This window comes from Serratia sp. JSRIV004 (assembly GCF_019968705.1).
GTDB lineage: Bacteria > Pseudomonadota > Gammaproteobacteria > Enterobacterales > Enterobacteriaceae > Chania > Chania fonticola_B.
This window is the reverse complement of the sequence record NZ_CP074140.1, coordinates 2,804,981-2,827,723: the sequence shown is the minus strand read 5'-3', so window position 1 is coordinate 2,827,723 and position 22,743 is coordinate 2,804,981. Positions and strand designations below refer to the sequence as shown.

The following is a 22,743-nucleotide window of genomic DNA, read 5'->3' as shown; positions in this document are numbered from 1 at the left end:
ATCCCTGGGAGATAGTTCAGAAATAGTAATGCGATTAGCCAGGCATTGCCAAGTAATTGATAGTTTTAGCGATGTTTTTTTGTGCAGGCAGTCAGATGCGTTAATTTACTTTGCGGCAGCTATCGTTACAAATTAATAGCCTTATGCAAGGTGTGAATTCATTTTTGATGTTCAACGATCAGGTGATGCGGCGACCACCTGATTTTATTAATAAAATTCCTAATTTATTTGCCACACAGCACTACTTGATGGTTTCCAACAGCCAACGCCGCAACTCACTAAGCTCGTTCTCCTGCTGCGGATATTGCGCTACCAGCTGTGCACAACAGTCTGCCAACGCCTCGCTGCGATAGGCACAGCCCACCAGCTTTTCGGCCAAAGTCTGTAATGGCGCAGGGTTAAGGCTGTCGGTGAAGATCTGCGCGCGTACAATCGCGCCCTTCTCCACGTCAAAGAAGATATCCACCCCACCCCAGGTAAAGCGCTCATTCAGCAAGTGGCTAAACGCTGGCGCTTTGCCAAAATTCCATTCCCAACTGCTCTGCTTGGCAAATTGCTGGGCAAAATCAGGCAGGTCTGGGAAGACATCCGGGGAGATCACTTCCGGCTGTGCCGTTTCACCATAATGGGTGAAGAAAGCCTGAATGACGGCGTCACAAACCTGCTGATGGTCGATTTCTGGCACAAACTCGGCCAGGTTGGCGACCCTGGAACGCACGGAAGTGATGCCTTTCGCCTGCAATTTTTTCGGATCGGGATTGAGATAGTCTGCCAGGCGATTGAGATCGGCATTCAACAGCAGCGTACCGTGATGAAAACCGCGATCCTGAGTTTCGCGGTAGGCTGAGCCGGAGATCTTGCGCACTCCGTCGGCCGTTTCGACCACCAAATCGTTACGTCCGGAAGCCGAAGCATCAACACCCAGCTGTTTCAGCGCCGCCAGAATAATGCCGGTAGAGACGGTTTTATCATAACCGGGCTTACCGGCCATAAAGGTAAAGCAGGTATTGCCCAAATCGTGAAACACTGCCCCGCCGCCGCTGCTGCGCCGTGCCAGACGAATGCCATCCTGCTCCATCCGCCGGGTATTGCACTCTTTCCACGGGTTCTGCGACTGGCCGATCACCACGGTTTCGGCATTACGCCACAGGAAGAGGATTTTTTGCGTGGTCATTTCGCGGAAGATGCACTCTTCTACCGCCAGATTAAACCAGGGATCGTAGGAATCGGAAATCAATAAACGTAAGGAATTCATGGCAGTCACCTCATCATGCAGTGCTGCCATAATACACCAGATAGCGGGTTTGGGGCGTTAAATCCGGCGCGCCTGCCAGTACACCTTGCGCCAGTAAACGTTGTTGAGTGAGGAACGCGTCACGCCTTTGCTGGTAGAAGCATGAATAAACTCGTCGTTGGTATCGTAGATCCCCACATGCAGGCCATTCTCTCCGCTGCCGGTTTTAAAGAACACCAAATCGCCCGGCATCAGCTCGTCGCGCGAGACTTTGGTCCCCAGCCCGGTTTGCTGCGCCGTGGATCGCGGTAATTGCATATCAAAACGATCGCTGAAGGTGCGATAGACAAAGCCGGAACAGTCAACACCGCCGCGATCTAGCCCACCGTAGCGATACGGGGTGCCATACCATTGACGCAGTTGCTCGTTCAATTGCGCTACCACCACGATGGAATCGGACAAACGGCCACTCGGCGGCGGCGCATGGCTACTGCAACCGGCGAGAATTAAACTGGCTAATAGAAACCACACACGCATCGCATTTTACCTTTCACTTGAACACCGAAGCGGATCAACCGCCTGCGATATTTCACCACGCCACCCCAGGTAAGGAGAATGCTGTTTGGCATTAATTTATCGCTCAAGATAATAAAAAGGCAAGTTTTGTCCATGAGATATTCGAATCAACAGCGTTTTTTTCCGCTATTAACGATTTTTTGCCGCCCGATGGCTGTTAATCAACCAGACGCCGAACAGAATAAACAGCGTCCCCAGCGTTTTGAGCAAGGTGGCCGATTCATTAAACCAGGGTAGGATCACCGCCGCTAGGTAAACCAGCGCGTAGCTGACGCTCAATAGCGGATAAGCCCGGTTCAGTGGCAGATAATGTAGCGCGAAGAACCAGCACAGCATTGATAATGCATAGCCGAAGATGCCAACGGCCACCGCTATCAAGGCAATTCCGTACTGGCTGAGTAACGGCCAGGTAACATCGGCAAACGACAACAGCGGGATTTGCCCCATTCCCCACTTCATCAGCAACTGGGCCAACGTCACTAACAGAACGCTGCCCGCCCCCCAAAGATAACCTTTCATGATTGCAGACTCATCAGCAGGATCCCCAGCATGATCGACGCCACGCCGCACCAATGACGCACCGTAGTCGGCTCGTTAAACAACCAGCGTGCCGCCAGCGTCACCAGGACAAAATTGAGGCTCAGCATCGGATAGGCCAGGCTGAGCGGCAGGCGCTGCAACACATTTAGCCACACCAGCATGCCCAGCCCCAATAGCAGCACCGCCAGCGCCAACCAGCGCAGCGTTAAAGCCCGCCGCCGATCGCCAGCCTGTTGCCAGGTAAGGGCAGCCTGTTTCTGACACAGCTGCCCCGCACAGGTGAACAGGCTAACCAGGATCACCAACAAATACCCCATCATGGTTGCTGCTTATACCATACCAATGCCATGCGGTGCATCTCGACCACGCTGTCTGGCGGTGGCAAATCTGTCGGCACGTGCTCACCACGTGAGAGTTGCATTACCAGTGACACATCCCCCTGTTTGCGAGCCTGAGCCAACCAGCCAGCAAAATCTTCTTCGCCGATATAGTGGCCACGTGCATCGGGATACGCCAAGCCATAACTCAGCTCGCCTTTTTCACCGTACATCAGCACATCGCTGCGTTTCAGTTCCCAAGCCAGGCCAGCGGCGATACCCACACGATCGGCCAACACAAACTGGCTCTGGCTGAGCGTGGCGATATTGTCACGAATGAAGTTTTGCGGCTGCTTGGAGTCGATCACCTGCTGCGGAATAGCGTAGCCGATCAACAGACAAAGCAGCAGCGGACAGGCGGCCGCCCAGGTCCAGCGTTTTGCGTTATCACGAGCGGAAATCACGGCAAACAACAGCCAACCACCAAAGGCAATCAGGCCGAGCACGATTTTTGGCCACTCATCGGCGGTAAACAGATGCACTTTATGTAACACACCGGAGCCGATGAGCAACAACGCGATAATGCCAATCAGACCAAACAGGCCATTCAGTAGGGCATTCACCTTAAAGACGCGAGTACGTAACTGCCCCGCGCAATCCTCGGCGTAAGCCGCCATCAGCAGTGCCAACGGCGCCATGCAAGGCAGAATATAGGTCGGCAGCTTGCCTTTGGCGATGCTGAAGAAGATCAGCGGCATCACCACCCAGCTCAACAGGAAAAACAGCTCCGGGCGCTGCACACGCTCACGCCATCCCTTAAGCAGGGAACCTGGCAACAACCCCAACCACGGCAGTACCGCAGCGATCAGGATCGGGATGTAATACCAGAAAGGTGCCTTATGCTGGGCATTCTCTTCGGCAAAGCGCTGAATATGCTCCACCCAGAAGAAGTAGTTCCAATAATCCGGCTCTCGTTGGGCCACTGCCAGCGCCCACGGCAGGCTGAGCAGTACCGCCACCACGATCGCCACTGGCCCATAGCAGAACAGATCTTTGACCTTACGCTGCTGAATAACAATGGGGATAACGGCAATCACCGGCACTGCCAGCGCCAGAAAGCCTTTGGTCATAAAACCCATGCCACAGGCCAGCCCGAGCAACACATAGCCACCCAGCTTACCTTTGGCTGTGGTGGCTTTCAGCGTCAGGTAATAGCTGACCATGGCTGCCGTCAGCCACAGCGAGATCATCGGATCGAGCACGCTATAAGTACCGATACTGAAAACCAGCACCATTGACAGGAAAATCAGCACCGCCAGGTAGGCACGACGCGCATTTTTCCACATCAGCCAGGCCAGAGCAAAGACCAGCAAGGCGGTCAGGCCAGTGCTGAATATCGAGCCAAAGCGCACGGCAAAGTTGCTATCGCCGAACAACCACTGGCTAATGTTGTTAAACCAGTAACCGGCGACCGGCTTTTCAAAATAGCGCAGGCCGAGCAGATTAGGCACTATCCAATCTCCGCGTGCCAGCATTTCACGGCTGATTTCGGCGTAGCGGGTTTCATCCGGCTGCCACAGCAGCCGCCCATTCACCGGCAGCAGATACACCAGGGCAAAAAAAATGGCCAATACGATGGCCCAGGATCCTTTCAACGCTTTCATGAAACCTTTTCTCCCCCAACTTCGGTTTGATAACCCAACCAGCCTTCTCGGCCAGGAAATGGTGCGCGTATAATGCGGCCTAGCGGCAGTGATGACACGTCTTGGGGCAGCAATGCGCTCAGCGGGCAGAACTCGATGCCTTGCTGTTTTGCACGCTGTAACAGCTGTTCGAACATGGCCGACTGCGACATACCTTCCACCTCGGTATGTATGGTGTACACTGGCACCCCACGATCGTTTTCTATCGCTCGCAGAATATAATCATTGAAATCCGCCATGCTGGTTTCACGGCCAATCACCTCATCAAAGGTGGGGAGCGTAACGGGGATTTGCACCGTGCCCGGCTGGCCGTTCTCTAATAGCGGACGGAAAGGATGGGTGCCGCGGCAATCACTGTTGTACTCGAAACCAAAACCTTGCTTCACCTCCACGACGCGCTGATCGGCACGCCACCCCGCCACCGCCGAAAATCGGACCGGTTGGCCGATCGCATTGGCCAGTGCATCAACACCCAACTGAACCTGACGTGTCAACTCGGGTTTGGACCACTGCCCCACCTTGGCCTGCCACCCTTGATGATCCCAGGCATGCAACCCCACTTCGTGGCCCACTTCCAACGTGCGCTTCATCAACGGCCCCAAAGATCGGGAAATATTCCGCCCAGGCCACGCAGTTCCCGCCAGCAGGATATCCCAGCCATACAGGGAAGCGGCCTTGGAACGTAGCATTTTCAACAGGAATTGGGGACGAAGCAGGCGCCACAAGTGGCGCCCCATGTTGTCCGGCCCGACGCTGAAGAAAAAGCTGGCCTGAATATCGTATTTGGCAAACAGTTCCAGCAGGCGCGGCACCCCTTCACGGGTACCGCTAAAGGTGTCTACATCAACTCGCAGGCCGACCTTCCTCATGCACCATCACCTTCCTTTACCGTGGTACGCAGGAAGTAGTCCAGCGTCTCGGCAACGGTTTGCTGCATAGCGATCGTCGGCTGCCAGCCGAGCAGGCGGCGAGCATTCTTGATGCTTGGCGTACGGTGTTCAACGTCCTGATACCCTTTGCCGTAGTAGCTACTGCTTTCCACGTCCTTGAAACCGGCAAACGGCGGGAAATTGCCGCGCAGCGGATGCTCATTGAAGCTGGCCAGCAGCATTTCCGCCAGCTCACGAATACTGGCTTCGTTGGTTGGGTTGCCGATGTTGACGATCTGACCATCGCATTGGCCGTCGCGGTTTTCAATAATGCGGTACAGCGCTTCAATACCGTCGTTGATATCGGTAAAGCAACGTTTCTGCGCCCCACCGTCCACCAGCTTGATCGGTGAGCCTTCAACCAGGTTCAGGATCAACTGGGTGATCGCGCGCGATGAGCCGATACGCGCCGCATCCAGGTTATCCAGGCGTGGCCCCATCCAGTTAAACGGACGGAACAGCGTGAACTTCAGGCCTTCTTTGGCCCCATAAGCCCAGATCACCCGATCCAACAGCTGTTTGGAAACCGAATAGATCCAGCGCTGTTTATTGATTGGCCCGACGATCAGACGCGAGGTGTCCTCATCAAACTCTTTATCGTCGCACATGCCATAAACTTCTGAAGTGGACGGGAAGATGATGCGTTTGTTGTATTTCACACAGTCGCGAACGATTTTCAGGTTTTCTTCGAAATCCAACTCGAACACGCGCAGCGGATTACGGGTGTATTCGATCGGTGTGGCGATCGCCACCAGCGGCAGAACCACGTCGCACTTCTTGATGTGATATTCGATCCACTCGGAATGAATGCTGATATCCCCTTCCACAAAGTGGAAGCGTGGGTTATCCAGGAAACGGCTGATGGCATCAGAACCGATATCCAGGCCATAGATATCATAACGATCTTCGCGCAACAGGCGTTCAGTGAGATGGTTGCCGATAAAACCGTTCACGCCCAGGATCAGCACGCGGGTACGGCGCTTCATCACAGAGCTTGGCTTGGCAGCCAGACGTACGTCGCTCACCATGCCCATTTCCGCTGCCAAGCGGCTGCCTTGTACATACAAACCAGATTCGCTCTGGCCAGCCACGATTTCCAGCGCGCCTTCACCACAGGCAATCACCAATGGGGTGGTGCTCAGCACCGTGCCAGGCTGCTTATCATGCGCGGTGTCCAGCACGCGTGCGCGCCAAACGATCACTTTGCGCTGGCCCAGATAGCTGAATGCGCCCGGATAAGGTTCGGTGACAGCACGTACCAGGTTGTTGATTTCATGAGCAGACTTGTGCCATTGGATCTCACCGTCGGCAGCGGTACGGCGGCCAAAATAGCTGGCCTCCGCTTCGTTTTGCACCGTCAGGCTGGCCGTACCGTTTTTCAGTTTCGGCAACTGCTCTTTCAAGACAATCTGCGCCGCTTCCAACACTTTTTTGTGCAGCGTCAGCGCGGTGTCCTGCTCGGAAATCGCCACTTTATGCTGACCTACGATATCACCGGCATCCGGACGTTTGACCATCTTGTGCAGCGTAGCACCGGTCTCGGTTTCGCCGTTCACCAGCGCCCAGTTGATCGGCGCGCGACCACGGTAGCGTGGCAACAGTGAACCATGTAGGTTAAAACCGCCTTTAGGAGCCAGAGAAAGGATCTCATCGCTCAACATATTGCGGTAGTAGAAAGAGAAAATGATATCCGGCTGTAGTTCACGGATACGCTCAACCCACAGCGGATGATTGACATCTTCCGGCGCATACACCGGCAGCTCCAGTTCAGCACCCTGGCGAGCAACGGAAGAGAAGAAGTTGTTTTCACCTGGATCATCGGTATGGGTAAATACGGCCTGTACGTCATAGCCCGCTTCTGTCAGCGCTTTCAAACCTGCGCAGCCGATATCATGGTAAGCAAATACAATAGCTTTCATCATTCTTCTTCCTGATTATTTTGGGTTGGTTTGGCACCGACCACTTTCTGGACAAAATAGCGGGGACGAGCGCGGACGTCGTTATAAATCCGGCCGATGTACTCCCCTAACAATCCCATACCGACAAACTGTGCACCGATAAAGGTGAATAACACCGCAAACAGCGTGAACACTCCGCCTGCCGCCCATTCCGGCCCCAGGACCAAGCGCAGCACGATCAGCAACACCGCCAGCACGAAGCCTGACAGCGCAATCACGCTACCTACCACGCTGAGCAGACGCAACGGCGTGGTAGTCAGGCAAGTGATCAGGTCATACATCAGGTTGATCAGCTTCATCAGGCTATATTTGGAGTCACCGAACTCGCGCTCAGCGTGACGCACCTCGATCTCCGTGGTACGGCGAGCAAAGGTGTTGGCCAGGATCGGAATAAAAGTACTGCGCTCATGGCAGTGCAGCATCGCCTCAATGATATGGCGGCGATAGGCACGCAGCATGCATCCATAGTCGCCCATGGATTTACCGGTCGCGCGCTGGATCATCATATTGATCATGCGGGAAGCCGTCTTGCGGAACCAGGAGTCCTGACGGTTGGCACGCACGGTCCCCACCACGTCATAACCCTCTTCCGCGACGCTGACCAGACGGGGAATTTCCTCCGGCGGGTTTTGCAAATCGGCATCCAGGGTGATCACCAGATCGCCACTGACCTGATTGAAGCCCGCCATGATGGCGGAATGCTGGCCGTAGTTACGGTTCAGCAGCACGGCAATAATGCAACTATCAGGCTGTTCCGCCGCAGCGGTCAGCATGGCGGCAGAGTTGTCGCTGCTGCCATCATCAATCAGAATAATTTCATAAGGTTGCAATAGTTGTTTACAGGCGGCGGTGGTGCGCTCCAACAAGGCAGGTAAACTCTCCTGCTCGTTGTACACCGGGATCACCACCGAAACTTTGCTAATAGGTTCAGCGCGAGACACGGGAAGACTCCAATACGGAAGACAAGGCATTGACCACGCGATCGACATCGGCTTCGGTCATATCTGGGAACAGCGGTAAAGTGCACAGGCGTGCCGAGTTCCATTCGGTATTGGGCAGTGACAGCTGTGGGTAACGTTCGCGGTAGAATTTTTGCGTATGGGCGGCGCGGAAATGCAGACCGGTGCCAACCCCAACTTCTTTCAGCCGTTCCATCAGTTGATCGCGCCCAATGCCGCAACGTTGTTCATCAACACGCACCATAAACAGGTGCCAGGCGTGATCGTGCGGATAATCTGGTAACCCCAACGGCTGGAAAGGCGAATCTTGCAGCGCGGCCAGGTAACGTTCCGCCAGCACCTTGCGCCGGGCGTTCAACTCTGGCAAACGCGCCAGCTGCACCACAGCAATCGCCGCATGAATATCTGACAGGTTGTATTTGTAGCCAGGTTCAACCACTTCTGCCTGCGGCTTACGCCCCTGCAGTTGGCGGTCAAAAGCGTCAACGCCCAGGCCGTGGAACTTCAGGCAGCGGACGCGATCGGCCAGTTCATCGTCATCGGTCGCGATCAGGCCGCCTTCAGCACAGGTCAGGTTTTTGATGGCGTGGAAAGAGAAAATGGCAGTACCCCGCGCGCCCACCCATTCACCATCGAAACGGGTGCCTACGGCGTGAGCCGCATCTTCAATCAGGGGGAGGTTGTGGCGTTCAGCCACTGCGCGCAGTTCATCCATCGGTAATGGTGCGCCCGCATAGTGAACGGGAATAATCGCTTTGGTACGTGGGGTGATGGCCGCCTCAACATCGGCTGCACTGACCATCAAAGTGTCCCGGTCAACATCGATCATCACCGGCGTAGCGCCAAGCAATTCGATCATGTTGAGGGTGGAAACCCAGGTTTGTGAAGGGGTAATGACTTCATCCCCTGGCCCGATATCCAGAGCCATCAGAGTGATGTGCATTCCCGCCGTTGCAGAGCAGACGGCAACCGCATGCTTGCAGCCGAAAGTTCGGCAAAACTCGCTTTCCAACTGCTGATTTTGCGGCCCGGTGGTGATCCAGCCAGAACGCAACACCTTTTCTACCGCCGCAATTTCTTCATCCCCAATGGCCGGGCGTGAAAAAGGCAGGAATTGATCCATAATTAAACCCCAAACGTCTCGATTTTCTTTAAACTACTGTAAGACTTTTACATTTAACGAATAGTAAACGTCGCAAAGAATGATCACTGGTGGATTAACTGCCAATGTACTTGGGCAAGCTTAACTAAACCTTAAGGGAGAAATTATTATCAGGAAACCTTCTGTAAAACTTCTTCATCAAGGAACTTATAATTAGTTGCATAATCATTGAGTTATGCAGTTATATTTTTTTACTTATTTTTTTTCAACCCGATCAGCGTAGCAGGTAATCGTGGATTTTCCATCTTATTTTGTGAGCTTAACCAGAGAATTTGTCCCCATGCAGGGGAATTATATCGAGCACGTTTACTTTCCGTTTAACTTCTAATTAACCGATTAAAATAGCAGCTAAACATCGCTAGGCCGTTTTGGTCATAATCCAGCGCTGCTCTCCTACCGCCTGCAAATGAAAATCCACGTCATAAACCTTGGATAATAACCCCGGCTCCATGACCTCGTGGGTCCCCCCCTCGGCGACCAACCTTCCGGCTTGCAGCAACCAGACCCGATCGGCCTGTTGCAAGGTATGATTGAGATCGTGAGCGCAAACCAGGGCGCTGCGGCCACTTTGGCAAAATTCGCGCAACAGGCGATCGAGCGCCACCTTTTGCGCCACATCCAGGCTGTTGGTCGGTTCATCCAGCAGCAGTAATTGGCTTAGCGGGTTAACCGTTGGCCAAACCTGTAACAATACTGCGGCCAGCCGCACACGTTGCCATTCCCCCCCAGAGAGTTGAGTCAACATGCGGGATAATTTATCCGCCAGCTTTAGGCTACGTGCCAAATACAGGATGGCTTTTTCCAGGTCACCTTCGTCCGCCCCGGCGGGCTGATGTAAGGCGAGATATTGAAATACCGGCATCAGCGCAACCGGAGGCTGCTGCTGGCACAGATAAGCCCGGTGTTTTGCCAGTTCATTCCCCGTATACGCTTCCAGCAAACGTCCAGACAGCCGAACTTCGCCAAACCCTGGCAGCATACCCGCCAATCTGGCCAACAGCGTACTCTTACCCGCGCCGTTTGGGCCGATCAGGTGCACCTGCAACCCAGCGGCGATCTGCCCAGAAAACGGCATCAATCGCCCTTCTACCCCTACCTCACTGAGCTGCAGCATGGTTCTGAACGCTCCTTTACTTGGCCAAAGCCTGTTTGATGGCCTCGGACACCTGTGGATCTTCTGGCGTCATATCCGGCGAGAAGCGTTGGATCACCTGACCGTCGCGGCCAATCAAGAATTTCTCAAAGTTCCACAGGATATCGCCGGTCTGCTTCGGCGCACGGCCCTTGCTGCTCATCCGCTCCAGGAAACCACTGCCTTCTGGTGCGACGGCCTGTGGCTGTGCGGCAATCAGTTCCCGATACAGCGGATGACGGCCCTCACCATTGACTTCAATTTTGGCAAACATCGGGAACTGGACGCCAAAGGTGCCACGGCAGAACGCCAGGATCTCCTCATTACTGCCCGGTTCCTGGCCAAGAAACTCATTGGAAGGGAAGCCCAACACCGCAAAACCCTGCTCACGCCAGGTTTCATAAAGCTTTTCCAGACCTTCATATTGCTTGGTCAGGCCGCATTCCGACGCTACGTTGACCACCAGCAGTACTTTGCCGGCATAGGCGTTCAGCGTGGTAGATTGGTTCTCAATGGTTTGCAGGGGAATGGCATAAATGGGGTTGCTCATCAGATGTTTTCCTTTGGTTTTATTTGCAGGTGAGACAGAAAAACGCCGCCGGTCATTACCGGCAGCCGGTTTACCTTACGCTTTTTGTCCGGGCCAGTAACCAGATAAAAAGAGGCGCTCCCAGCGTTGCAGTAACCACGCCGATGGGTAATTCTGCCGAAAACAGCGCAATCCGCGCCACCACGTCAGCCACTAACAGCACGCCCGCGCCCGCCAGCGCGCAGCCAGGTAACAGATAACGTTGGTTGGTCAAACCGCTGAGGCGCAAAATATGCGGGATCACCAGGCCGATAAAGCCAATCACACCCGCCAAGGCCACACTGGTGCCCACCAGCCAGCCGATGGCCAGCACCAGCAGATTACGCCATACGTGCAGGGAAAGACCCAACTGCCGCGCCTGCATTTCGCCAAGCGCCATCAAGTTCAGCACCTTGCCTTGCGCACATAGCCACAGCAGCGCCGGCAACAGGGCTAACAACAGCCATTTCTGCCGCCAATCCACCCCGCCGAAACCGCCCATCATCCAGTACATCAGTTGCCGCAGGTCGAGGCTCGAACTGAAATACACGGCCCAGGTCATAATCGCGCTGCACACAATCCCCAGCGCTACCCCCACCAGCAGCAAACGTGCGTTGCTCAAGCGGCGACGGCGGGCAAAAATCAGCAACAGGAAGGTCATCACCAAGGCACCTGCGATGGCGTTCATGCTCATCAGCGCCACCGGCAGCAGGCCGTTGCCAAACAGCACCGTCAGCACCAGCGCCACTCCGGCACCGTTGGATACGCCAAGCAGTCCAGGCTCCGCCAACGGGTTCTCAAACAGAGCCTGCATCGCCGCCCCGGCCACCGCCAGGCTTGCCCCCACCAGCATCACCGCCAGCGCTCGTGGCAGGCGCAATTGCCAGACAAACAGCTGTGCAGGCTCCCCCAACCACTGCGCAGGCCAGATCCACAGATCCCCGGCGCTCAGGCTGAAGGAAAATGCCAGTACGACGCCCAGCGTCAGCCAGGCCAAATAGCGTTTATCACGGCGGTGTTGATGCTGTTGTAACAAAGTGAAGGTCTGACTGCTCGGCATAACTACACAACTTCCCTACTGGCCGATAGCGGCCTGAAAATAACGTCTTGCAGCAAATAGTAGGAGGTTCGGCCGTTTAGGGGAAGAACTGAGTGAACGAATGGTGGGGAAAGCAGCGGCTGGCAATGCCGATCATCGAGGTGATGATGGTAATAGATGGGAACAGCATGCAGCGCTGACCAATTGAGGTTGGTAAACCGCCCAAAGAAAAAGGCCGCTTGCGCGGCCTTTTTGGCGTTGTGTAACCTACTCTTTCGGGCTGGCGTTCTCCACCCGGCTTTTCAGTTTCTGTCCCGGACGGAAAGTGACCACGCGGCGCGCCGTAATCGGAATGTCCTCACCGGTTTTCGGGTTGCGTCCCGGACGTTGGTTCTTGTCTCGCAAATCAAAATTGCCAAAACCAGACAGCTTGACCTGTTCTCCGTTCTCCAAAGCTCGACGGACCTCTTCAAAGAACAGTTCTACCAGGTCTTTGGCATCCCGTTTGCTAAGCCCTAGCTTCTCAAACAGGTGTTCTGACATTTCAGCTTTAGTAAGCGCCATAGGTTCAATCCCTCAAGGATGCTTGGAATCGCTGTTTTAGAGCCTCTACACATTTTGCAACGGTAGCGGCAATCTCCTCTTCTTCCAGTGTACGGGCGGTATCCTGCAACACCAGACTGATAGCCAGGCTCTTATAACCCTCAGCTACGCCCTTGCCACGGTACACATCAAACAAGTTTACGCCAACTACCTGATTTGCGCCAACTTTCTTACACTCTGCCAAAATATCTTCTGCGGCGACGTTTTCAGCCACTACAACGGCGATATCGCGGCGGTTTGCAGGGAAGCGAGAAACCTCACGGGCCTGAGGCACGGCGCGGCTTGCGAGCTTGTTCCACTCCAATTCAAATACCACAGTACGGCCGTTAAGATCCAGTTTACGTTCAAGTTCTGGGTGAACCACACCGATGAAACCGACACGTTCGCCGTGTAAATAAATGGCCGCACTTTGCCCAGGATGCAGGGCGGGATTGGACTCTGCCTTGAACTGAATTTCGGATAATTTACCGGTCAGCTCCAATACCGATTCCAGATCCCCTTTCAAATCATAGAAGTCCACCGGCTTTCTTGCCAGATCCCAATGCTCATCATGGGTATGCCCGGCAATCACGCCAGCCAGCATGACATCCTGACGGATACCCAGATTTGCCGCAGTATCAGGCACAAAGCGCAGCCCGCTCTCAAACAGGCGCACCCGAGTTTGCTGGCGATTCTGGTTGTATACCACCGCCGAAAGCAGGCCAGTCCACAGTGACAGACGCATTGCAGACATCTCTACCGAGATAGGGCTTGGCAGGATCAGGGCTTCTTCACCTGGGTGCAGCAACGCTTGCACTTTCGGGTCGACAAAACTGTAAGTAATTGCTTCCTGATAGCCATGATCGACCAACATGGTCTTCACGCGCTTGAGGGTCAGATCGGATTCGCGGTGTTTGGTCATCACCAGATCGGCGCGCACTGGCACATCCGGGATGTTGTTGTAGCCATAGACACGGGCCACCTCTTCCACCAAATCTTCTTCGATCTCCATATCGAAACGCCAGCTTGGTGCCACCGCGAGCCAGTTGTCGCCCTGCTCGGTAACCAGGCAACCCAGACGACGCAGAATATCGCTCACCTGCTCGCTTGGCACCACGTGGCCAATCAGACGGTCCAGCTTTTCACGGCGCAGCGCAATGGTGGCACGCTTCGGTAAGGTGCTCTCATCGCTAACGTCAATGATTGGGCCAGCCTGCCCTCCGCAAATGTCGATCAGCAGGCGTGTGGCACGCTCCATCGCTTTATGTTGCAGTGCCGGGTCTACGCCACGCTCGTAACGATGTGAAGCATCAGTATGCAGGCCATGGCGGCGAGCACGGCCAGTAATCGACAGTGGGCTGAAGAAAGCACACTCCAGCAGCACATCCTGGGTTTCATCATTCACGCCAGAGTGTTCACCGCCAAAGATGCCGCCCATGGCCAGCGCTTTTTGCTGATCGGCAATCACCAGGGTGTCTGCCTGCAGTTTGGCTTCGTTGCCATCCAGCAGACGCAGGGTTTCACCTTCGCGAGCCATACGCACCACGATACCGCCCTCAATGCGATTGAGGTCAAAGGCGTGCATTGGCTGGCCCAGCTCCATCAGCACGTAGTTGGTCACATCAACCACGGCATCAATCGAGCGAATACCGGCGCGGCGCAGCTTCTCGCGCATCCACAGCGGTGAAGGTGCCTTCACGTTGATGCCTTTCACTACGCGGCCAAGGTAACGTGGGCACGCCTGAGGGGCTTCTACACGGATTGGCAGAGTATCGGTGATAGTGGCAGCTACCGGGCTCATATCCGGCTCGCTCAGCGGCAGTTGGTTCAGCACGGCAACGTCGCGCGCGACGCCAATGATGCCCAGGCAATCGGCACGGTTCGGCGTGACGCTGATTTCGATCGCGCTATCGTTCAGTTGCAGATAGTCACGGATATCGGTGCCGATCGGCGCATCTGCCGGCAGCTCAATGATGCCGTCATGATCGTCTGAAATCGCCAGTTCGGAGAACGAACACAGCATGCCTTCAGAAGGCTCGCCACGCAGCTTGGCAGCCTTGATTTTAAAGTCACCTGGCAACACGGCACCGACGGTAGCAACGGCTACTTTCAGGCCAGCACGGCAGTTTGGCGCACCACAAACGATGTCTAACAGGCGTTCACCGCCCACATCGACTTTGGTTACGCGCAGTTTGTCGGCGTTCGGGTGTTGACCGCACTCCACCACATGACCCACGACCACGCCGTTGAACACGCCAGCCACCGGCTCAACGCCGTCTACTTCCAGGCCGGCCATGGTGATTTGATCGGATAATGCTTCGCTGCTGATGGCCGGGTTTACCCACTCGCGCAACCAGAGTTCACTGAATTTCATGTGATATTCCCGCCTTACTTAAACTGTTTGAGGAAACGCAGATCGTTTTCGAAGAACGCACGCAGGTCGGTGACGCCGTAACGCAGCATCGTCAGACGCTCCATACCCATACCGAAGGCAAAACCGGAATAGATTTCCGGATCGATGCCCACGTTGCGCAGTACGTTCGGGTGCACCATGCCGCAACCCAACACTTCCAGCCACTTGCCGTTTTTGCCCATGACATCCACTTCGGCAGAAGGTTCGGTGAACGGGAAATAGGAAGGACGGAAACGAACCTGCAGGTCTTCTTCAAAGAAGTTGTTCAGGAAATCGTGCAGCGTCCCTTTCAGGTTGGTGAAGCTGATGTCCTTGTCGACGATCAGCCCTTCCATCTGGTGGAACATCGGGGTATGCGTCTGATCGTAGTCGTTACGATACACACGGCCCGGCGCGATGATACGGATCGGTGGCTGCTGGTTCTTCATGGTGCGGATCTGCACGCCAGAGGTTTGGGTACGCAGCAGGCGCGTCGCGTCAAACCAGAAGGTATCGTGATCTGCACGGGCTGGGTGATGCCCTGGGATATTCAGCGCGTCGAAGTTATGATAATCGTCTTCGATTTCCGGGCCGGTCTCTACCGAGAAGCCCAGTTCGCCAAAGAAGGTTTCGATACGATCGATGGTGCGAGTAACCGGGTGCAGGCCACCGTTCTCCAGGCGACGCCCCGGCAGCGAGACGTCGATGGTCTCCGCCGCCAGGCGAGCGTTCAGCACAGCAGACTCCAATGCGTTCTTACGCGCGTTCAGCGCATCCTGAACTTCCTGTTTTGCCTGGTTGATCACCGCCCCGGCTGCCGGGCGATCTTCCGCTGGCACTTCACGCAGGGACTGCATCTGTAAGGTAAAATGACCTTTCTTGCCAAAATATTCGACGCGTACCAAATCCAACGCGGCAACATCTTGGGCATCTTCTACGGCTGCCTTGGCGTTGGCAACCAGCTCTGCGAGATGTGACATTGCTTTCCTCTTCCTCTGGCCTTGTGGCCCTAAGTAATTGTTATCTATTATTCCAACACGCCTTTGGTTGATCTTCAAAGAATTTCAAGCCGTAGCCAGGCAAGTGCCGTGGGCCTGAAAGGCGCTGAAGGTGGCCAAAAACAAAAAAGCCTCCACTTGGGAGGCTTGGGCGCTACTTTCCGTTTCTTTTCTTACGCGCAAAGCCTCCTGAAGTCAGGCGCTAAAGTAAAAAAAGAAGCGGAAAATAACAGCGTGCATGTTGGTAGTACCTTGTCGATGGATTGGCAACCAGTGTGATAGCGCCAGCCGATAAAAGTCAATATCTGTATTGGGAACAAACAGTAAAAGAGGGAGCAAGCTCCCTCTTTTCAACCAGCTTACGCCAGTGCTGCTTTCGCTTTTTCAACCAGTGCGCCAAAGGCCACTTTGTCGAATACTGCGATGTCAGCCAGGATCTTACGGTCAATTTCAATAGAAGCTTTTTTCAAGCCGTTAATGAATTTGCTGTAAGACAAGCCGTTCTGACGAGCAGCTGCGTTGATACGTGCAATCCACAGCTGACGGAACTGACGCTTACGTTGACGACGGTCACGGTAAGCATACTGACCTGCTTTGATTACTGCCTGGAAGGCAACACGATAAACGCGCGAACGGGCACCGTAGTAACCTTTCGCTTGTTTCAGTATTTTCTTGTGACGTGCGCGTGCAATTACACCACGTTTTACGCGAGCCATATGCTCTCTCCTAAAGTCTTATTCTAGATTCAAAAAATATGGCTTATGCGTACGGCAGGCACGCAGTAACCAGGACCAGATCGTTTTTAGACACCATGCCTTTCGGACGCAGATGACGTTTACGCTTGGTTGCTTTTTTGGTCAGAATATGACGCAGGTTAGCATGTTTGCGCTTAAAACCACCGCTGCCGGTCTTTTTGAAGCGCTTGGCTGCACCACGTACAGTTTTAATCTTTGGCATGTTAATTAAATCCACTTCGCATTGTTAAACAACGAATCAGTGAGGCGAATAAAACCCACGCACGCTTGCACGGCGTGGGTTCGATTACTTGGAAGCCTTACTGTTTCTTCTTGGGTGCGAGCACCATAATCATCTGACGGCCTTCGATCCTTGTTGGGAAGGATTCGACCACTGCCAGATCAATATCTTCACACAGGTCTTTACGGACGCGGTTAAGCACTTCCATACCGATCTGCTGGTGCGCCATTTCACGCCCACGGAAACGCAGGGTGATCTTGGCTTTATCGCCGTCTTCCAGAAAGCGAATCAGGTTGCGTAGTTTGACCTGATAGTCGCCATCATCGGTGCCAGGACGGAATTTGATTTCCTTAACCTGGATAACTTTTTGCTTCTTCTTCTGTTCTTTGGTCGACTTGCTCTTCTCGTAGAGGAATTTGCCGTAATCCATGATCCGGCAAACTGGCGGTTCGGCATTTGGGCTGATCTCTACTAAATCAACACCCGCTTCCTCAGCTTTTTCAAGAGCTTCATTCAGACTGACAATACCAATCTGCTCGCCATCGACGCCGGTTAGGCGAACTTCTTGCGCGCGAATTTCTTTGTTAATGCGATTTGGACGCGCCGGTTGAACTCGTTTTCCGCCTTTAATACTTTATTCCTCCAGTTGATGAAGACTTCGGCTGCGTATCTCATGTAGCAGCTTGTCTACGACTTCTTGTACGTCCAGGCTCCCCAGGTCTTTGCCACGGCGGGTACGAACGGCAACTTTGCCTGATTCGACCTCTTTATCACCGCACACCAACATGTATGGAACCCGTCGTAAAGTATGTTCGCGAATTTTAAAGCCAATCTTCTCGTTTCTCAAGTCCGCTTTTGCCCGAATGCCTGCATCTTGCAGTTTTTTGGTCAATTGCTGGACGTAATCAGACTGGCTGTCGGTGATATTCATCACCACTACCTGCACTGGAGCAATCCAGGTTGGGTAGAAACCGGCATATTCTTCGGTAAGGATACCGATGAAGCGCTCCATGGAGCCAAGAATAGCACGGTGTATCATTACCGGGACCACGCGTTCGTTGTTTTCGCCAACATACGACGCGCCTAAACGGCCCGGTAAGAAGAAATCGAGTTGCACGGTACCACATTGCCATGCGCGATCCAAACAATCATGCAAGGTAAATTCAATTTTTGGTCCGTAGAAAGCGCCCTCACCCGGCTGATATTCAAACGGAATCCCGTTTTCAGTCAGCGCAGCGGCCAGATCGTTTTCGGCTCGAGTCCACATTTCGTCAGTCCCAATGCGCTTCTCTGGACGGGTGGACAGTTTCACCACAATCTTTTCGAAGCCAAAGACACCGTACATATCGTAGACCATTTTGATGCAGTCGTTCACTTCGGAACGCACCTGATCTTCGGTACAGAAGATATGGGCATCGTCCTGGGTGAAGCCACGCACACGCATCAGGCCATGCAGCGAACCTGATGGCTCGTTACGGTGGCAGCTACCGAACTCGCCCATACGCAGCGGCAGGTCACGGTAAGACTTCAGGCCCTGGTTGAAGATCTGCACGTGGCCCGGGCAGTTCATCGGCTTGATGCAATATTCACGGTTCTCTGAAGACGTGGTGAACATGGCGTCTTTGTAGTTTTCCCAGTGGCCGGTTTTTTCCCACAGCACGCGGTCCATCATGAACGGCCCTTTCACTTCCTGATACTGGTGCTCTTTGAGCTTCATGCGCACAAAGGCTTCCAATTCGCGGAAGATGGTCCAGCCGTCGTTATGCCAGAACACCATGCCAGGGGCTTCTTCCTGCATATGATACAGGTCGAGCTGCTTGCCGATCTTGCGGTGGTCACGCTTGGCCGCTTCTTCCAGGCGTTGCAGGTAGGCATTCAGCTGCTTCTTGTCTGCCCAGGCAGTGCCGTAGATACGTTGCAGCATTTTGTTTTTGCTGTCGCCACGCCAGTAGGCACCGGAGGTTTTCTGCAGTTTGAAATGGTGGCAGAAACGCATATTCGGCACGTGCGGGCCACGGCACATATCCACGTATTCTTCGTGATGATACAGGCCTGGGCGATCGTCATGGCTGATATTTTCATCCAGAATCGCTACCTTGTAGCTTTCGCCACGGGCTGCGAAGGTGTCGCGGGCTTCCTGCCAGCTCACAGTTTTCTTGATGACGTCATAATCTTTGTCGGCCAATTCATGCATCCGCTTCTCCAGCAGATCCAGATCTTCCTGCGTCAGGGTATGGTCGAGGTCAACGTCATAGTAGAAACCGTTGTCGATCACCGGGCCAATGGCCATTTTGGTATCGGGCCAGAGCTGTTTGATCGCATGACCCAGCAGGTGCGCACAGGAGTGGCGCATGATTTCCAGGCCTTCGGCATCTTTGATGGTGATGATAGCCAGTTGTGCATCGGCTTCGATGACATCGTTGGCATCGACCAGTTCACCGTTAACGCGGCCAGCAATACAGGCTTTGGCAAGGCCAGGGCCAATATCACGGGCAACATCCATCGGGGAAACGGCATGGTCGTATTGACGCTGACTTCCGTCAGGAAGAGTAATAACAGGCATTCATAATTCCTTATCTACAGTGGTGACCCACACGACAGATCACATGCAGTACAGATATTTTGGTTAGTGTTGAGTCAGTTATGCGTCATATCTCGCCCACAATTGCCAGATTGACGCACAACTTGGTCCGTTAGTCACACGCGAACCTCCAGTGGCTGTTCACAGCCTTGCGAATAGTAACATTAAAACTGTAGAGGATAAATAAAGCGCAGATTACTCTGCAGCAGAATCGATCTGGGCTTGACTTACCACGATGACTCGGTCAAATTACCCGGGTAAAATAATTTAACCCGGATATAAAACATGAAAACCATCAATACGCCAAGCTGCACCGCATTTTTGCAGCATCAACGGGTAGCCACCGGGTCTTATGCCGAAGTTGCACAAGCACTGGCTGCGCTGGATCTCACTGCCGGGGGGCTGTTAGTGTTTGATGATGCTACCGGCTCCCAAGTGGATTACCCTTGGCCAGCAGGCTACGTTTGGCCCCAGCCTGATGGCGATGTCACTGAGCTTGATGGCGAACCGGCAGCTCAGCCCTCGGTTGGGAGGCCCAAGCTCGGCGTGGTAGCCCGCGAAGTGACGCTTCTTCCCCGTCACTGGGAATGGCTGGCACAACAGCGTGGTGGAGCCTCTGCGGCACTACGTCGTCTGGTTGATGAAGCCCGGCGCACCTCGGTCGAGCAGGATAATGAACGCCGTATCAAAGAGAACAGCTATCGATTTATGAGCGCCATCGCCGGTTCTTTACCAGGCTATGAAGAAGCCACGCGTGCACTGTTTGGCCACGATGGCAAGCTGTTTGCCGAACGCATTGTGCACTGGCCTGCTGATATCCAGGCACATCTGGCCTGGATGACTCGCGATGCCTTCCCCCGGTGATAATAACCCGGCGGGCGCAGCATGCGGCGCCCCTACATATGAGTTTCAGTATCACTAGAGCTCTTTATACGTCTTTCAGGCGCAGGAAAAACGATTAAATGCAAACCCGTCCGCAGCACAAGCAGCCACCGCTTTGGCGCATCTATCTGATCTTTTTGGTGCCTATGGTGCTGTCCAACTTCCTGCAAGGATTTTCAGGCACGCTGAACGGCATCTATATCGGCCAGATGCTCGGCACCCCTGCACTGGCCGCCATCTCTGGCATGTTCCCGGTGGTGTTCTTCTTTATCTCACTGGTGATTGGCGTTGGTGCCGGTGCCTCGGTGCTGATTGGGCAGGCATGGGGCGCGAATGAACCAGAAAAAGTCAAAACCATTGCGGGTACGGCCTTGATGCTGGGCGTGACGCTTGGCTTACTGGCGGCAGTATTTGGCAGTCTGTTCGCTCGCCAGGCGCTACAAGCCCTAGGCACGCCAGCGGACGTGCTGGAAGAGGCGGTTTCTTACGCCCGCATCATGATGATGATTATGCCCTTGCTGCTGGTATTTGTGTTGTTCACCCAGTTGCTGCGCGGCGTCAGTGACACGATCTCCCCACTCTTGGCCCTACTGCTGTCTACCATCGTCGGCTTGCTGCTCACCCCGGCCCTGATCCGTGGCTGGCTGGGTTTTGCCCCCATGGGCATACAGAGCGCGGCTCTGGCGGGTATGGTCGGTAACGCAGTGGCGATGGTGTATCTGACATTGCGCCTGCGCCGCAAAAAACACGTGCTGGCCCCCGATCGGGCCATGCTGGCCGCGCTCAAGCTGGATACGGTGGTGCTACGCAAAGTGTTACGTATTGGCCTGCCCACCGGTTTACAAATGGTGGTAATTTCTATCTCTGAATTGATCATCCTGACGCTGGTCAACCGCCACGGTTCGGATGCCACGGCAGCCTACGGCGCCGTGACACAGATCGTTAACTATGTGCAATTCCCGGCCCTGTCGATTGCCATCACCGCCTCTATTTTGGGTGCTCAGGCCATCGGCGCTGGCAAAACCGAACGCATTGCCCCCATCTTGCGTACCGGGTTGTATATCAACCTCTGGTTGACCGGTTCGTTGATTATTCTGGTCTACCTGCTGTCGCATTGGCTGTTGGGTCTGTTCCTGACCAGCCAGGTAGTATTGGCAGAAGCGGAGCATTTATTGCATATCATGCTGTGGAGCATGCTGGTATTTGGTTTCCAGGCGATTGTCGGCGGCATCATGCGCGCCAGTGGCGTGGTGTTGGTACCGGTGACAATATCCATTCTCTGCATCGTGGCCGTACAGTTGCCAGCGGCCTACCTGCTCAGCAATCACTTTGGCTTGGAGGGGGTATGGATGGCATTCCCTATCGCCTATTTGACAATGCTGGCATTGCAAACAACGTTTTATAGGTTGGTATGGAGGAACAGAAAAATTGAGCGTCTAGTCTGACACGGATAGCCACAGTACTTATTTGGGCGTAGTGACTGCGCCCCCATTTCATTCTTTTGCTGGGGTTTGTTATATGTCGAGTATTCTGCAGTTGTTTCAGGCCATCGGGGTTGGGCTGGCCCTACTGTTGCCACTGGCCAACCCGCTAACCACCGTGGCGTTGCTGCTCGGTCTGTCGGGAAATATGACCAACGAAGAACGCAACCATCAGTCGCTGATGGCTTCGGTCTACGTGTTCTGCATCATGACGGTCGCGTTCTATGCCGGTCAGCTAGTGATGAGCACTTTTGGAATTTCCATCCCCGGGTTGCGGATCGCCGGAGGGTTGATTGTCGCCTTTATCGGTTTTCGCATGCTGTTCCCACAGCAAAGTGCCGATGAAACACCGGAGGTAGAAACCAAAAGCAGAGAGCTGCACAAGAAAACCTCGGCCAATATCGCGTTTGTCCCGCTGGCCATGCCAAGCACCGCCGGGCCGGGTACTATCGCCATGATCATCAGTACCTCATCCAGCGTCCACGAAAATACCCTGGGCTTTGCCCACTGGGTGCTGCTGGCCGCACCGGTGGCCATTTTCCTGTCGATAGCGATCATTTTGTGGATCTGTTTACGCAGTTCCACGGCGATCATGAAACTGGTTGGTGAAAGCGGTATTGAGGCCATTTCCCGCCTGATGGGCTTCCTGCTGGTGTGTATGGGCGTGCAGTTTATTATCAACGGCGTGTTGGAGCTGATTTCTACCTACGTACCAATGACCTAACCCTACCGGCC

General features: G+C 54.2%; 23 protein-coding genes and 1 other annotated feature. Of the genes, 3 read left to right on the top strand and 20 right to left on the bottom strand.

Annotated elements, in window-relative coordinates; translation table 11 throughout:
- Positions 1 to 241: 241 nt before the first annotated feature.
- From KGP21_RS13565 to thrS, 20 genes are all read right to left on the bottom strand, one after another.
- On the bottom strand, positions 242 to 1,255 hold the full coding sequence (locus tag KGP21_RS13565; protein WP_223538441.1) for a lipoate--protein ligase A: 1,014 nt from the start codon (positions 1,253 to 1,255) through the stop codon (positions 242 to 244).
- A gap of 57 nt (positions 1,256 to 1,312) precedes the next feature.
- Positions 1,313 to 1,771 (bottom strand): NlpC/P60 family protein, encoded by a 459-nt coding sequence (locus tag KGP21_RS13560; protein ID WP_021178133.1) that lies wholly within the window; start codon positions 1,769 to 1,771, stop codon positions 1,313 to 1,315.
- A gap of 168 nt (positions 1,772 to 1,939) precedes the next feature.
- The gene (gene arnF / locus KGP21_RS13555; RefSeq protein ID WP_021804584.1) at positions 1,940 to 2,329 is read right to left on the bottom strand and encodes a 4-amino-4-deoxy-L-arabinose-phosphoundecaprenol flippase subunit ArnF; all 390 of its coding nucleotides are present in this window, start codon (positions 2,327 to 2,329) and stop codon (positions 1,940 to 1,942) included.
- Complete coding sequence (arnE, locus tag KGP21_RS13550) at positions 2,326 to 2,670, bottom strand: 4-amino-4-deoxy-L-arabinose-phosphoundecaprenol flippase subunit ArnE (RefSeq protein WP_021178136.1); 345 nt, start codon at positions 2,668 to 2,670, stop codon at positions 2,326 to 2,328. The genes arnF and arnE overlap by 4 nt, the downstream gene beginning before the upstream one ends.
- Positions 2,667 to 4,331: a lipid IV(A) 4-amino-4-deoxy-L-arabinosyltransferase gene (gene arnT, locus KGP21_RS13545; protein ID WP_021804585.1), complete on the bottom strand. Its 1,665-nt coding sequence runs from the start codon at positions 4,329 to 4,331 to the stop codon at positions 2,667 to 2,669. The genes arnE and arnT overlap by 4 nt, the downstream gene beginning before the upstream one ends.
- Positions 4,328 to 5,239 carry a 4-deoxy-4-formamido-L-arabinose-phosphoundecaprenol deformylase gene (gene arnD / locus KGP21_RS13540; protein WP_021804586.1) on the bottom strand — a complete coding sequence of 304 codons (912 nt, stop codon included), beginning with the start codon at positions 5,237 to 5,239 and terminating at the stop codon, positions 4,328 to 4,330. Before arnD ends, arnT begins: the two co-directional genes overlap by 4 nt.
- Positions 5,236 to 7,218, bottom strand: a complete 1,983-nt coding sequence (gene arnA / locus KGP21_RS13535; RefSeq protein WP_059202021.1) for a bifunctional UDP-4-amino-4-deoxy-L-arabinose formyltransferase/UDP-glucuronic acid oxidase ArnA — start codon at positions 7,216 to 7,218, stop codon at positions 5,236 to 5,238. Before arnA ends, arnD begins: the two co-directional genes overlap by 4 nt.
- The gene (gene arnC / locus KGP21_RS13530; protein ID WP_021804588.1) at positions 7,218 to 8,198 is read right to left on the bottom strand and encodes an undecaprenyl-phosphate 4-deoxy-4-formamido-L-arabinose transferase; all 981 of its coding nucleotides are present in this window, start codon (positions 8,196 to 8,198) and stop codon (positions 7,218 to 7,220) included. The genes arnA and arnC overlap by 1 nt, the downstream gene beginning before the upstream one ends.
- Entirely contained in the window at positions 8,185 to 9,339 is a 1,155-nt protein-coding gene (gene arnB, locus KGP21_RS13525; RefSeq protein ID WP_021804589.1) for a UDP-4-amino-4-deoxy-L-arabinose aminotransferase, read from the bottom strand. Before arnB ends, arnC begins: the two co-directional genes overlap by 14 nt.
- Before the next feature lie 397 nt (positions 9,340 to 9,736).
- Positions 9,737 to 10,492: a vitamin B12 ABC transporter ATP-binding protein BtuD gene (gene btuD, locus KGP21_RS13520; protein ID WP_209523573.1), complete on the bottom strand. Its 756-nt coding sequence runs from the start codon at positions 10,490 to 10,492 to the stop codon at positions 9,737 to 9,739.
- A gap of 16 nt (positions 10,493 to 10,508) precedes the next feature.
- Entirely contained in the window at positions 10,509 to 11,060 is a 552-nt protein-coding gene (locus KGP21_RS13515) for a glutathione peroxidase (RefSeq protein ID WP_021804591.1), read from the bottom strand.
- Between the two features lie 70 nt (positions 11,061 to 11,130).
- Positions 11,131 to 12,138 carry a vitamin B12 ABC transporter permease BtuC gene (btuC, locus tag KGP21_RS13510; protein ID WP_021804592.1) on the bottom strand — a complete coding sequence of 336 codons (1,008 nt, stop codon included), beginning with the start codon at positions 12,136 to 12,138 and terminating at the stop codon, positions 11,131 to 11,133.
- Positions 12,139 to 12,384: 246 nt separating this feature from the next.
- A complete protein-coding gene (ihfA, locus tag KGP21_RS13505) occupies positions 12,385 to 12,681 on the bottom strand; it encodes an integration host factor subunit alpha (RefSeq protein WP_004943604.1) in 297 nt (98 codons plus the stop codon).
- A 4-nt stretch (positions 12,682 to 12,685) separates the two neighbouring features.
- Positions 12,686 to 15,073, bottom strand: a complete 2,388-nt coding sequence (gene pheT, locus KGP21_RS13500) for a phenylalanine--tRNA ligase subunit beta (protein ID WP_223538440.1) — start codon at positions 15,071 to 15,073, stop codon at positions 12,686 to 12,688.
- Between the two features lie 14 nt (positions 15,074 to 15,087).
- Positions 15,088 to 16,071, bottom strand: a complete 984-nt coding sequence (gene pheS / locus KGP21_RS13495) for a phenylalanine--tRNA ligase subunit alpha (RefSeq protein ID WP_021804595.1) — start codon at positions 16,069 to 16,071, stop codon at positions 15,088 to 15,090.
- Positions 16,072 to 16,210: 139 nt separating this feature from the next.
- Positions 16,211 to 16,335, bottom strand: a sequence feature (Phe leader region).
- Positions 16,285 to 16,329 (bottom strand): pheST operon leader peptide PheM, encoded by a 45-nt coding sequence (gene pheM, locus KGP21_RS13490; protein WP_121608962.1) that lies wholly within the window; start codon positions 16,327 to 16,329, stop codon positions 16,285 to 16,287. (Overlaps the previous feature by 45 nt.)
- A gap of 113 nt (positions 16,336 to 16,448) precedes the next feature.
- Positions 16,449 to 16,805 (bottom strand): 50S ribosomal protein L20, encoded by a 357-nt coding sequence (gene rplT / locus KGP21_RS13485; protein ID WP_004963673.1) that lies wholly within the window; start codon positions 16,803 to 16,805, stop codon positions 16,449 to 16,451.
- 43 nt (positions 16,806 to 16,848) lie between these two features.
- The gene (gene rpmI, locus KGP21_RS13480; protein WP_004931418.1) at positions 16,849 to 17,046 is read right to left on the bottom strand and encodes a 50S ribosomal protein L35; all 198 of its coding nucleotides are present in this window, start codon (positions 17,044 to 17,046) and stop codon (positions 16,849 to 16,851) included.
- Positions 17,047 to 17,143: 97 nt separating this feature from the next.
- Positions 17,144 to 17,695, bottom strand: a complete 552-nt coding sequence (gene infC / locus KGP21_RS13475; protein ID WP_071683678.1) for a translation initiation factor IF-3 — start codon at positions 17,693 to 17,695, stop codon at positions 17,144 to 17,146.
- 3 nt (positions 17,696 to 17,698) lie between these two features.
- The gene (gene thrS / locus KGP21_RS13470) at positions 17,699 to 19,627 is read right to left on the bottom strand and encodes a threonine--tRNA ligase (protein ID WP_218519414.1); all 1,929 of its coding nucleotides are present in this window, start codon (positions 19,625 to 19,627) and stop codon (positions 17,699 to 17,701) included.
- Positions 19,628 to 19,930: 303 nt separating this feature from the next.
- On the opposite strand from thrS, the gene KGP21_RS13465 reads away from it, so the two are divergent.
- The 3 genes from KGP21_RS13465 to KGP21_RS13455 all read left to right on the top strand — a co-directional run bounded on the left by KGP21_RS13465 (position 19,931) and on the right by KGP21_RS13455 (position 22,732).
- Positions 19,931 to 20,509: a DUF2239 family protein gene (locus KGP21_RS13465; RefSeq protein WP_179251477.1), complete on the top strand. Its 579-nt coding sequence runs from the start codon at positions 19,931 to 19,933 to the stop codon at positions 20,507 to 20,509.
- Positions 20,510 to 20,607: 98 nt separating this feature from the next.
- Positions 20,608 to 21,972 carry an MATE family efflux transporter gene (locus KGP21_RS13460; protein ID WP_223499400.1) on the top strand — a complete coding sequence of 455 codons (1,365 nt, stop codon included), beginning with the start codon at positions 20,608 to 20,610 and terminating at the stop codon, positions 21,970 to 21,972.
- 73 nt (positions 21,973 to 22,045) lie between these two features.
- Complete coding sequence (locus KGP21_RS13455) at positions 22,046 to 22,732, top strand: MarC family NAAT transporter (RefSeq protein ID WP_209523569.1); 687 nt, start codon at positions 22,046 to 22,048, stop codon at positions 22,730 to 22,732.
- Positions 22,733 to 22,743: the final 11 nt, after the last annotated feature.

Bases quoted from the DNA above. Each gene is read 5' to 3' on its own strand.
- KGP21_RS13565 (WP_223538441.1), bottom strand. From the start codon at position 1,255: ATGAATTCCTTACGTTTATTGATTTCCGATTCCTACGATCCCTGGTTT.
- KGP21_RS13455 (WP_209523569.1), top strand. From the start codon at position 22,046: ATGTCGAGTATTCTGCAGTTGTTTCAGGCCATCGGGGTTGGGCTGGCC.
- arnT (WP_021804585.1), bottom strand. From the start codon at position 4,331: ATGAAAGCGTTGAAAGGATCCTGGGCCATCGTATTGGCCATTTTTTTT.
- ihfA (WP_004943604.1), bottom strand. From the start codon at position 12,681: ATGGCGCTTACTAAAGCTGAAATGTCAGAACACCTGTTTGAGAAGCTA.
- pheT (WP_223538440.1), bottom strand. From the start codon at position 15,073: ATGAAATTCAGTGAACTCTGGTTGCGCGAGTGGGTAAACCCGGCCATC.
- KGP21_RS13465 (WP_179251477.1), top strand. From the start codon at position 19,931: ATGAAAACCATCAATACGCCAAGCTGCACCGCATTTTTGCAGCATCAA.
- arnA (WP_059202021.1), bottom strand. From the start codon at position 7,218: ATGAAAGCTATTGTATTTGCTTACCATGATATCGGCTGCGCAGGTTTG.
- thrS (WP_218519414.1), bottom strand. From the start codon at position 19,627: ATGCCTGTTATTACTCTTCCTGACGGAAGTCAGCGTCAATACGACCAT.
- arnB (WP_021804589.1), bottom strand. From the start codon at position 9,339: ATGGATCAATTCCTGCCTTTTTCACGCCCGGCCATTGGGGATGAAGAA.
- KGP21_RS13560 (WP_021178133.1), bottom strand. From the start codon at position 1,771: ATGCGTGTGTGGTTTCTATTAGCCAGTTTAATTCTCGCCGGTTGCAGT.
- arnD (WP_021804586.1), bottom strand. From the start codon at position 5,239: ATGAGGAAGGTCGGCCTGCGAGTTGATGTAGACACCTTTAGCGGTACC.
- KGP21_RS13515 (WP_021804591.1), bottom strand. From the start codon at position 11,060: ATGAGCAACCCCATTTATGCCATTCCCCTGCAAACCATTGAGAACCAA.
- rplT (WP_004963673.1), bottom strand. From the start codon at position 16,805: ATGGCTCGCGTAAAACGTGGTGTAATTGCACGCGCACGTCACAAGAAA.
- rpmI (WP_004931418.1), bottom strand. From the start codon at position 17,046: ATGCCAAAGATTAAAACTGTACGTGGTGCAGCCAAGCGCTTCAAAAAG.
- KGP21_RS13460 (WP_223499400.1), top strand. From the start codon at position 20,608: ATGCAAACCCGTCCGCAGCACAAGCAGCCACCGCTTTGGCGCATCTAT.
- pheS (WP_021804595.1), bottom strand. From the start codon at position 16,071: ATGTCACATCTCGCAGAGCTGGTTGCCAACGCCAAGGCAGCCGTAGAA.
- btuD (WP_209523573.1), bottom strand. From the start codon at position 10,492: ATGCTGCAGCTCAGTGAGGTAGGGGTAGAAGGGCGATTGATGCCGTTT.
- btuC (WP_021804592.1), bottom strand. From the start codon at position 12,138: ATGCCGAGCAGTCAGACCTTCACTTTGTTACAACAGCATCAACACCGC.
- arnE (WP_021178136.1), bottom strand. From the start codon at position 2,670: ATGATGGGGTATTTGTTGGTGATCCTGGTTAGCCTGTTCACCTGTGCG.
- arnF (WP_021804584.1), bottom strand. From the start codon at position 2,329: ATGAAAGGTTATCTTTGGGGGGCGGGCAGCGTTCTGTTAGTGACGTTG.